The organism is Isoptericola sp. NPDC057391 (genome assembly GCF_042668085.1).
Classification (GTDB): domain Bacteria; phylum Actinomycetota; class Actinomycetes; order Actinomycetales; family Cellulomonadaceae; genus Isoptericola.
Map to the genome: position 1 here is coordinate 1 of NZ_JBHVBO010000224.1, position 5,922 is coordinate 5,922.

Annotated in this window: 4 protein-coding genes; 3 read left to right on the forward strand and 1 reads right to left on the reverse strand. The window is 73.9% G+C overall.

Annotation, left to right across the window (positions count from 1 at the left end):
* Positions 1 to 45 precede the first annotated feature (45 nt).
* The gene (gene uxaC / locus ACFUVW_RS18925) at positions 46 to 1,464 is read right to left on the reverse strand and encodes a glucuronate isomerase (RefSeq protein WP_430572853.1); all 1,419 of its coding nucleotides are present in this window, start codon (positions 1,462 to 1,464) and stop codon (positions 46 to 48) included.
* Positions 1,465 to 1,635: 171 nt separating this feature from the next.
* Here uxaC and ACFUVW_RS18930 point away from each other — a divergent pair, with 171 nt between their 5' ends.
* From ACFUVW_RS18930 to ACFUVW_RS18940, 3 genes are all read left to right on the forward strand, one after another.
* The gene (locus ACFUVW_RS18930; protein WP_430572854.1) at positions 1,636 to 2,655 is read left to right on the forward strand and encodes a LacI family DNA-binding transcriptional regulator; all 1,020 of its coding nucleotides are present in this window, start codon (positions 1,636 to 1,638) and stop codon (positions 2,653 to 2,655) included.
* 58 nt (positions 2,656 to 2,713) lie between these two features.
* Positions 2,714 to 4,195, forward strand: coding sequence for a mannitol dehydrogenase family protein (locus tag ACFUVW_RS18935; protein ID WP_430572855.1), 1,482 nt, complete (start codon positions 2,714 to 2,716; stop codon positions 4,193 to 4,195).
* 357 nt (positions 4,196 to 4,552) lie between these two features.
* Positions 4,553 to 5,869: an ABC transporter substrate-binding protein gene (locus ACFUVW_RS18940; protein ID WP_430572856.1), complete on the forward strand. Its 1,317-nt coding sequence runs from the start codon at positions 4,553 to 4,555 to the stop codon at positions 5,867 to 5,869.
* The last annotated feature ends 53 nt before the right edge of the window (positions 5,870 to 5,922 follow it).

Sequence of the window (5,922 nt, forward strand, 5' to 3'; positions counted from 1 at the left end):
GCACTAATACTCGACGAAACAGGCCCACGATATAACCAACAACGATCAGGGGCGGGAGTAGGCCGCCTGGGGCAGGCGGTAGGTCAGGTCGGCGGCCACGTCGACCGCCTCGTCCAGGTCCAGCCGGTGCTCCGCCACCAGGCGGGCCAGGTAGCCGGCGTCGACACGCCGGGCCAGGTCGTGCCGCGCCGGGATGGAGCAGAAGGCGCGGGTGTCGTCCACGAAGCCGCTCATGTTGCTGAAGCCGGCCGTCTCGGTGGACGCCTCGCGGAACCTTCGCATCGCGTCCGGGGCGTCGAGGAACCACCACGGCGCGCCGAGCCGCAGCGCCGGGTAGACCCCGGCCAGCGGCGCGAGCTCTCGCGAGTACACGTCCTCGTCCACCGTGAACGCGATCATGCGGAAGCCTGGGTGGTGGCCGAAGGCGTCGAGCACGGGACGCAGCGAGCGCGTGAACTCGGTGACGACGGGGATGTCGTAGCCCTTGTCCGGGCCGAACGCGGCGAACGGGGCGCTGGCGTGGTCGCGCAGGACGCCCGGGTGCAGCTGCATCACCAGGCCGTCCTCGGCCGACATCGCGGCCATCCGGAACAGTATGTGCCCGCTGAACGCCCGGGCCTCGGCGGCCGTGACCGTGCCCGCCAGCGCGGCGTCGAGGATGCGGCGCGCCTCGGCGTCGTCCAGCGGCGTCGTGTCGGCGTCGAGGTGGCCGTGGTCGGTGGCGCGCGCGCCCGCGGCGACGAAGCGCTCGCGCTGCGCGCGCAGGGCCTCGAGGTAGCGGTCGTACGACGTGACGTCGACGCCGGCCGCCTCGCCGAGCCGCGCGACGTCGTCGCGCCAGGTCGCGCGGTCGACGTGCAGCAGCGGGTCGGGCCGGAACGTCGGTAGCACGCGGTCGCCGTAGCCGTCGGCGGCGAGCTTCGCGTGCGCGTCGAGCGTGGCCCAGGCGGGGTCGGTCGTGGCGATGACCTCGATGTTGAAGGCGTCGAGCAGCGCGCGGGGACGGAACTCCTGCGCGGCGAGCCGCGCGGCCACCTGGTCGTAGAGCGCGTCGGCCGTCTCGGCCGAGGGGCGTTGCGTGACGCCGAAGATCTCGACGAGCACGTGCTCCAGCCAGTAGCGGGTGGGCGTGCCGCGGAAGTGCTTCCAGCCGGCGCAGAACCGGCGCCAGATCTCCCGGGGGTCGGTCTCGACGGCCTCGTCGTCCGTGGAGCCGACGCCGAGGCGCGGCAGCGTCTCACCCTGGGAGACCAGCATCCGCGTGAGGTAGTGGTCGGGCACGACGACGAGCCGGGCCGGGTCGTCGAAGGGCGCGTCGTCGGCGAACCATTCGACGGGCACGTGGCCGTGCATCGAGACGATCGGCAGGTCCCGCACCGCGGCGTAGACCTCGCGGGCCAGCGCCCGGGATCCGGGGTCGGCGGGCAGCGCCCGGTCGGGGTGCAGGGTCCAGCGCTCGCTCACATGGGCTCCTCAACGTCGAGATGGATGCGAACGTTTGCATCGTAGCCTGCCGATCGCCGGGCATGGAATCCCCTCGCCGCGAAAGGAGTGGGGCGACAGGGCGGGCCACCATGTGCGACTATCTGGCAAACGTTCGCATCGACGGGGTGCGTCGGAGGGTGCGAGGAGGCGATGGTCGTGGTCACGGTGCACGACGTCGCGCGGGCGGCCGGCGTGTCGATCTCGACGGTCTCGCGCGCCCTGACCGACCCGCAGCGGGTCGCCGCGGCGACCCGCGACCGGGTGACGGCCGCGGCGCGCGAGCTCGGCTACCGGCCCAACCGGGCGGCCAGTGTGCTCCGCGCAGGCAGGTCCGGGGCGCTCGGGCTCGTGGTCCCCGACCTCGCCAACCCCTACTTCGCGGCGATCGCGAAGGGCGCCCAGGCCCAGGCGCGGGAGCGGGGCGTCGGCCTCTTCGTCGTCGACTCCGACGAGGACCCGGAGCTCGAGACCGAGGCCGTCTCGGGCCTGGCCCCGCAGACCGACGGCATCATCCTGTGCTCGCCGCGCGCGGTCGAGCGGACCGTGGAGGCCCTCGCGGGGCGGCCGGTGGTGCTGGTCAACCATCACGTGGACGGGCTGCCGTCCGTCGTCGCCGACCACGAGGCGGGCATGCTGCGCACCCTGGAGCACCTGCGGGCCCTGGGGCACGCGAAGGTCGCCTACGTGGGCGGGCCCGAGCGCTCCTGGTCGGACGGACGCCGCCGCGCCGGCCTCCGCGCGGCGGCCGCCCGGCTGGGGGACGTCGAGCTCGTGGAGCTCGGGCCCCACCGACCCCAGGTCGCCGGAGGGCACGCGGCGGCCGACCTCGTCGTCGCCACCCGCGCCACGGCGGTCGTGACGTTCAACGACCTCGTGGCCGTCGGCCTGGTCGAGCGCCTGCGGGTGCGCGGCCTCGACGTGCCCGGCGACCTGTCGGTGGTCGGCTGCGACGACGCCTACGTGGCGGAGCTGCTGGCCCCGCCCCTCACCACGCTGCGGACCGACCTCCGGGACTCCGGCCGGGTCGCCGTCGACCGCCTGGTCCTGCGCCCCGGCAAGGACGACGGCGCCGTGCAGGGCGACGTCACGCTCCCCGTCGAGCTCGTCGTCCGCGGGTCGACCGCACCCCCGCGCGCCGCGGCACCGCGCTCCGCCCCCGAGACCCCCTGACCGCCGCGACCGCCACGGACGCATCACCCCGGCGACGCCGCCGGACGACGGAGGAACCATGACCGACCGCCTGCACCGTTCCCACCTGCCCGCCCACCTCGAGGCGCCGGTGACCCCCGACCAGGTGGGCATCGTGCACCTGGGGATCGGGGCGTTCCACCGCGCGCACCAGGCGGTGTTCACCGAGCTGGCCGCCCGCGCCACGGGGGACCGTCGCTGGGGGATCCTCGGCGTCACGCAGCGTTCGGCCTCCGTGCGCGACCAGCTGCGGCCGCAGGGCGGCGCCTACTCGGTGCTCACCGCGGGCACGCACGAGACCCGGCTGGACCTGGTCGGGTCGGTGCTGGACGTCGCGTGGCCGGCGGAGGAGACCGCCCGGGTGCTGGAGACGATCGCGGCGCCCACGACGCACGTCGTCACGCTCACCGTCACCGAGAAGGGGTACGCCCGCGGCGCGGACGGCGGGCTCGACGTCGAGCGGGTGCGCACCGACCTGGTCGCCCTCGCCGGCGATGACGCGACGGCGCCGGGCGCGACGGCCGTCGGCCTGCTCGTGCGAGGGCTCGCGGCCCGGTGGCGTGCCGCGCAGGCGGCGGAGGAGCGGCGTCCGATCACGGTGCTGACCTGCGACAACATGGTCGACAACGGGCACGTCCTGGAGCGGCTCGTGACCGAGGCGGTGGACGCGGCGCTGCCGGGCGAGCCGGGCGACGGGCTGCGGTCGTGGCTGGCGTCCGACGTCGCCTTCCCGTGCTCGATGGTCGACCGGATCGTGCCCGCGACGACGCCCGCGCAGCGGGACGCGGTGGAGCGCGAGCTCGGCGCGCGCGACGAGGGGCTCGTCGTCGGCGAGCCGTTCCGCCAGTGGGTGATCGAGGACCGGTTCGCGGGTCCGCGCCCCGCCTGGGAGGAGGCGGGCGCGACGCTCACCGACGACGTCGCGCCCTGGGAGCAGGCCAAGCTGCGGCTGCTCAACGGCACGCACTCGCTGCTCGCGTACGCCGGCCGGCTGGCCGGGCACGCCACGCTCGCGGAGGCCGTGACCGACCCCGCGCTGCACGAGCGCGCCCGCGCGTTCATGCTCGACGACGCGCTGCCGACGCTCACCCCGCCCGACGGCGCCGACCTGCCCGCGTACGCGGAGTCGCTGCTCGAGCGGTTCGCCAACCCCGCGACGGGCCACACCACGATGCAGGTGTCGATGGACGGCACCCAGAAGATCCCGTTCCGGTGGGGCGGCATCGTCGCGGACCGGCTCGCGGCGGGCGCGGTCCCGGCGGGCGCGGCGTTCGGGCTGGCGGCGTGGAGCGAGGTGGTGCGTCGGGAGGCGGCCGCGGGCCGGCTGGTCGACGACCCGCGGGCTCAGGAGCTCGCCGACGTGGTGGCCGGGGCCGGCCAGGGGGACGCGGCGGCCGCGGCGCCCGCCGACGTCGCGCGGGCGCTGCTGGCGCTGCCGGGCCTGCTGCCCGAGGGCGTCGGCACGGACGCCGGTCTCGTGGACGCGGTGCTGGCCCAGGTGCCGGAGCTCGCGGCGGTCTGACCGAGCTCCTGCACTCACGCGGTGGCGAGGACTCTCCGGAGCCCTCGCCGCCGCGCGTCTCCGCGGGCCCGCCGCCGCGGGTTCGCCCCGCGGAGACGCCGCCGCGTAGGCTGCCCGCCGGATGTGAGCGATCACACGTCCGCGGGTCGCCGGCTCCGCCTGTGCGGGTTCGCGGGCCGTCGCCGCGGGAACGCGTCGGGGTCGCGTTGCGAGATCGTGATGTGACTCGGAGCACCTCGGGGCTGGACAACGCTTACCGAATCCTGTTTTATCGATTCAGTCGGCAGCCGTACGAGGGGTCAACGGGGCGTCCTCGTCGCCGACGATCGTGGACGATCGACGAGCGAGGAGGCTCACATGAGGATCACGCGGAAGGCCGCCGGCGCGGCCGCGGCGGCGGTCGCCGTCGCCCTCACCCTCACCGCCTGCGGAGGCGGCGCCGACCCCGCGGAGCCCGGCTCCGCGGAGAAGGTCAGCACCGACGAGGACATCACCATCTCGCTCGCCTGGTGGGGCGAGCCCGCCCGCGCCGAGATGTACGAGAAGGCGGTGGACCTCTTCGAGGAGGAGCACCCCAACATCACGGTGCAGACCCAGTTCCAGGACTGGGACGCCTACTGGACCGCGCGCGCCACCGAGGCCGCGGGCGGTGCCCTGCCCGACGTCATCCAGATGGACCTGTCCTACCTGCGCCAGTACGGCGCGACGGGCCAGCTGCTGGACCTCAGCGGCCAGGTGGGCGTCAACCTCGACACCGAGGGCGTCGACGACTCCCTGCTGGGGTCGGGCCAGATCGACGGCGCGCAGTACGGCGTCCCCACCAGCACCAACACGCTGGCGCTCTTCTACAACGCCGACGTGCTGAAGAAGATCGGCGTGGAGCCGCCCGCCGAGGGATACACCTGGGACGACCTCAACGCCTGGATGGAGGAGGTCTCGAAGGCCGGCGCCGGGGAGGACCCCGTCATCTACAGCGGCGCCGACTACACCGGCACCTTCTGGTTCTTCCTGCTGTGGCTCATCCAGCAGGGCGTCGACCCGTTCACCGAGGACGGGAAGCTGAACTTCGACGAGGCGCAGATGACCGAGTGGCTCAACAAGGGCCAGGAGCTGCGGGACGCCGGCGCGTTCTTCCCCATCAAGCAGGCCAAGCAGCTCGAGCCGCTCGGCGGGTTCCACGTCAACCAGTCGGCGTCGGAGGCCAGCTGGGACAACTTCCTCGCCGGCTACGTCGCCGAGTCGGGCCAGGACATCCAGATGCTGCCCATGCCCTCGGGCGACAACGGGCCCCAGCAGTTCTGGAAGCCGTCGATGCTCCTGTCGGCGTCGGCCCAGACCGAGCAGCCGGAGGCCTCCGCGGCGCTCATCGACTTCCTCATCAACGAGCCCGAGGTCGGCAAGATCTTCGGCACCTCCAAGGGCGTGCCCGCCGTCCAGGCCCAGATCGACGCGATGAACGTCGAGAAGGGTTCGGTCGACGAGCAGGTCGTGCAGTACGAGGAGCAGGTGGCCGACGTCGTCACCGAGTCGGCGCCCGTGCCGGTCGAGGGCTTCGGCGAGATCGAGGCGGAGTTCAAGCGCCTCGGTGAGGAGCTCCAGTACGGCAACGTCACCGTCGACGAGTTCGTCACGCAGTGGTTCTCCTTCGCCGACGGCGCGGTGAAGCAGTCGTGACTGCGGTGACCTCGGGCACCACGCTCGACGCCGCTCGGGGGACGCAGCAGGCG